The sequence below is a fragment of the Mycobacterium sp. genome, from assembly GCF_035623875.1.
Lineage (GTDB): Bacteria > Actinomycetota > Actinomycetes > Mycobacteriales > Mycobacteriaceae > Mycobacterium.
This window is the reverse complement of the sequence record NZ_DASPSP010000216.1, coordinates 1-4,144: the sequence shown is the minus strand read 5'-3', so window position 1 is coordinate 4,144 and position 4,144 is coordinate 1. Positions and strand designations below refer to the sequence as shown.

Below are 4,144 nucleotides of genomic sequence, written 5' to 3'. Positions count from 1 at the left end.
TCGGGTACTACGGCAATACCGTGGTGATGCGTATGCGGCCACAGCCACGGCAGACGTTCCGGGAACTTTTGAAGCAAACCCGCGACAGCGCAGTGGGCGCCCTCGCTCACTCGCGCGTCGATCTGGAATGGTTGGTGCGGGTCTCTAACCCTGACCGCAGGCACGGCGCCGAGCGAATGACCCGGGTCAGCTTCGGATTACGCGCGCCCGACGGCGGCGGCTTCTCCCCGCCCGGGGTGCGATGCGAGCGCGCCGAGCTGCGCGGTCACTTCAGCCAGCTGCCACTGAGCCTGATGATCGAGGTGCCCGGCGCCGACGGCGGCGCACTGGTCGAAGCCGAGTACCTGGTCGAGGTGCTGGATCGCGGACTGGTGGAGCAGCTACTGCGGCACTATGCCGTGCTGTTGGACAACGCGCTGGCCGACCCCGATACCTCGCTGTCGGCCTGCGGAGTGATGAGCGAGGCGGATGCCGAATGGCTGCGCCGGGTGTCATCTGGCGAAGACTTCGCGACCCCGGCCGCCACGCTGCCTGCATTGGTCACTCAGCGCGCCACGCTGTCACCCGATGCCGTCGCCGTTGTGTACGAAGGTCGCCAGTACAGCTATCGCGAGATCGACGAAGAAGCAAATCGGATGGCGCACTGGCTGATCGAGCAAGGCATCGGCACCGAGGACCGAGTCGCTGTGCTGCTCGACAAGTCGCCGGAACTGGTCACCACGGCGTTGGGCATTCTCAAAGCCGGAGCGGTCTACCTGCCGGTCGATCCGACCTATCCCGGGGACCGGCTGGCATTCATCCTGGGCGATGCGGCGGCCACATTGGTGCTGCAAGAACCGGTTACCGGCTTGGCGCACTATCCGGCCACGGCGCCCGACTTGATCAGGCCGCTGAGCCCGGAGAACACCGCCTACCTGATCTACACCTCAGGTTCGACCGGGCTGCCCAAAGGCGTACCGGTTCCACACGCACCGATCGCCGAGTACTTCGTCTGGTTTGGCGAGGAATACCGGGTCGACGAGACGGACCGGCTGCTGCAGGTGGCATCGCCGAGCTTCGATGTGTCGATCGGTGAGATCTTCGGAACGTTGATTTGTGGTGCACGGCTTGTCATTCCACGGCCGGACGGGCTGCGCGACGTCGGGTACCTGACCGAGTTGCTGCGCCGGGAAGGCATCACCTCGATGCATTTCGTCCCGTCACTGCTGGGGTTGTTCCTATCGTTGCCGGGTGTCAACCAGTGGCGCACGCTGCGCCGGGTGCCGATCGGCGGTGAGCCGTTGCCGGGCGAGATCGCCGACAAGTTCCACGCTACCTTCGATGCGCTGCTGTCCAACTTCTACGGGCCAACCGAAACGGTCGTCAACGCCACGAGCTACCCCGTCGAAGGCGCTCAGGGCACTCGGGTGGTGCCGATCGGCCGGCCCAAGATCAACACCCAGGTGCATCTGCTTGACGACGCGCTGCACCCGGTTCCGGCGGGGGCGATCGGCGAAATCTACATCGGTGGAACACATGTCGCGCACGGTTATCACCGCAGGCCGGGCCTGACGGCCGAGTGCTTCGTTGCCGACCCGTTCACCCCCGGCTTCCGGTTGTACCGATCGGGCGACTTGGCGCGGCGTAATGCCAACGGCGATATCGAGTTCGTCGGCCGCGCCGACGAACAGGTGAAGATTCGCGGTTTCCGCATCGAGATGGGCGAAGTGGGCGCCGCCATCTCGGTTGACCCCAGCGTCGGGCAGGCGGTCGTGGTGGCCGCAGATCTGCCGCAAGTGGGCAAGACCCTGGTGGGATATCTGACTCCGGCCGGCGGCGCCGACCGTCAGACGGTAGACCTCGAACGGATCCGCGCCAGAGTGGCAGCTGCGCTGCCGGATTACATGACCCCGGCGGCCTACGTTGTGCTCGACGAGATTCCGATCACCGCCCACGGCAAGATCGACCGCGCGGCTCTGCCTGAGCCGCAGCTCGTGGCAGCCAGCGAATACCGCGATCCGGCCACAGTGACCGAACGGCGAATCGCCGCGCTGTTCTCCGGGCTGCTCGGCCACGGCCGGGTGGGTGTGGACGACTCGTTCTTCGACCTGGGCGGGCACTCGCTGGTAGCCAGCAAGCTCGTGACCGCAATCCGATCCGAATGTGATGTCGAACTTGGCATCCGAGACATCTTCGAGCTGGCAACGGTAGGCCGGCTCGCTGAGCGGGTCGACCAGTTGCGTAGTGGCCAGGTGGCGCGCTCGCGGCCCAAGCTGATCTCCACCGCCCACGACGAACCGCTGCCTTTGTCGGCTTCGCAACTGCGCACCTGGTTCGCTTACCGGGTCGAGGGGTCCAGCCCCGTCAACAACATTCCCTTCGCAGCGAGGCTGGCCGGACCATGGGATGTCGAGGCAATGATCGCTGCGGTCGGCGACCTCGTCGCCCGGCACGAAATCCTGCGCACCACCTACCTCGAAATCGACGGTGTCCCTTACCAGGTAGTCAACGCGGTCAGCGAGATCCCGGTCCGCCGTGCCACCGGCGACGGTGATGACTGGCTGCAATCCCAGCTGGATCTCGAGCGACGGTATTGCTTCGAGCTGGACCGCGAGTGGCCGTGTCGGGTCGCGCTGCTGCGCACCGCAGATGCAACCCAAGAGCAGGTGATGTCGCTGGTGGTGCACCATATCGCAGCCGACCATTGGTCGGCCGGGGTGCTTTTCGCCGATTTGATGACCGCCTATCGTGCGCGTCGGGTCGGCGAGGCACCCTCATGGGCACCGCTGCGTGTGCAGTACGCCGACTACGCGGCCTGGCAGGGCGCATTGCTCGGGGTGGGGGCACGCCCCCTCGCCGCGGTGCGGCTGGGGGTACCCCCAGCCGCTTGCGGGGGAGAGTCGGGCCAGGAATCACCGGTTGCCAGTGCACAGCGCGAGTATTGGGTTCGGCAGCTGGAAGGACTGCCGGAGGACACCGGGTTGCGGCCCGACTTTCCGCGGCCACCTGTACCCAGCGGCGATGGCGAAGCCGTCGAATTCCGTATCGAATCCGCTACCCGCGCCAAGCTCGCCGAGCGATGCCGCGAACTGGGTATCACCGAATTCATGCTGTTGCAGGCCGCCGTCGCCGTGGTGCTGCACAAGGCCGGCGGGGGAGTGGACATCCCGCTGGGTACACCGGTCGCCGGTCGTACCGAAGCCGAATTAGACCAACTCATCGGCTTTTTCGTCAACATCTTAGTGTTGCGCAACGACTTGCGCGGCAACCCGACGTTGCGTGAGGTGTGCGATCGGGCCCGGGAAACGGCGCTGGCCGCCTACACACACCAAGACCTGCCGTTCGACCGGGTCGTGGACAGCGTCAACCCGGTGCGTTCGCTGGCGCGCAACCCGCTGTTCCAGGTCGTCGTGCATGTCCGCGATCATCTGGCCGCCACCCGCGTCATCGCCACTGCTGCGGGCGATCAGGACACGGTATGCACCACGCTGGACCCTCCCTTCGACATGGCGCACGCCGATCTGAGTGTCAACTTCTTCGGCACCGACGGGTCTGGGGACATCGGCTGCAAAGCCTACAAAGGGCAAATCATCTTCCGTACTGAGCTTTACCGCAGGTCGACCATCGACCGGTTGGCCGGCTGGCTGACCCAGGTTGTCGGCGAATTCGCCGACAACCTCGATCAGACCTTGCGTGACGTCGGGGTGATCGACGCCGCGGAGCAACGCCGGATCTTGGACGGCTGGAGCCGCGGCGATCAGCCGGAGCCCGGCCGGCCGCGCACCATCCCGGCGTTGTTGGAGCCCAGTCGGCGATGGGGACCTGACCGGATCGCAGTGTGTTGCGGCAGCGAGGAGATCGATTATCCTTCGTTGCACCGTCGTTCGGACAACCTGGCGGTGCTGCTGTCCGATCGCGGGGTGGGGCCGGGCTCGCTGGTCGGGTTGTCAACGCGGCGCAGCATCGACTTGGTGGTGGCGCTGGTGGCCATCATGAAAGCAGGCGCCGCTTACTTCCCGATCGATCCCGGTTACCCGCCGGCGCGTAAGCAGTTCATGCTCGACGACGTCGAGCCGGGTGTCGTGGTGGCAACGGCTGAGGCGGTCGACGCGCTGCCGCAAGCACCCGGGTTTCAGCTGCTCTCGCTGGATGACCCGGAAGTGCG

The 4,144-nt window shown here is 65.9% G+C and carries 1 protein-coding gene; it reads left to right on the top strand.

The features are described from left to right. Positions 1-4,144, top strand: a 4,144-nt coding sequence (locus VEI45_RS17960; protein WP_324855618.1) for an amino acid adenylation domain-containing protein, incomplete at both ends; no start/stop codon positions are given.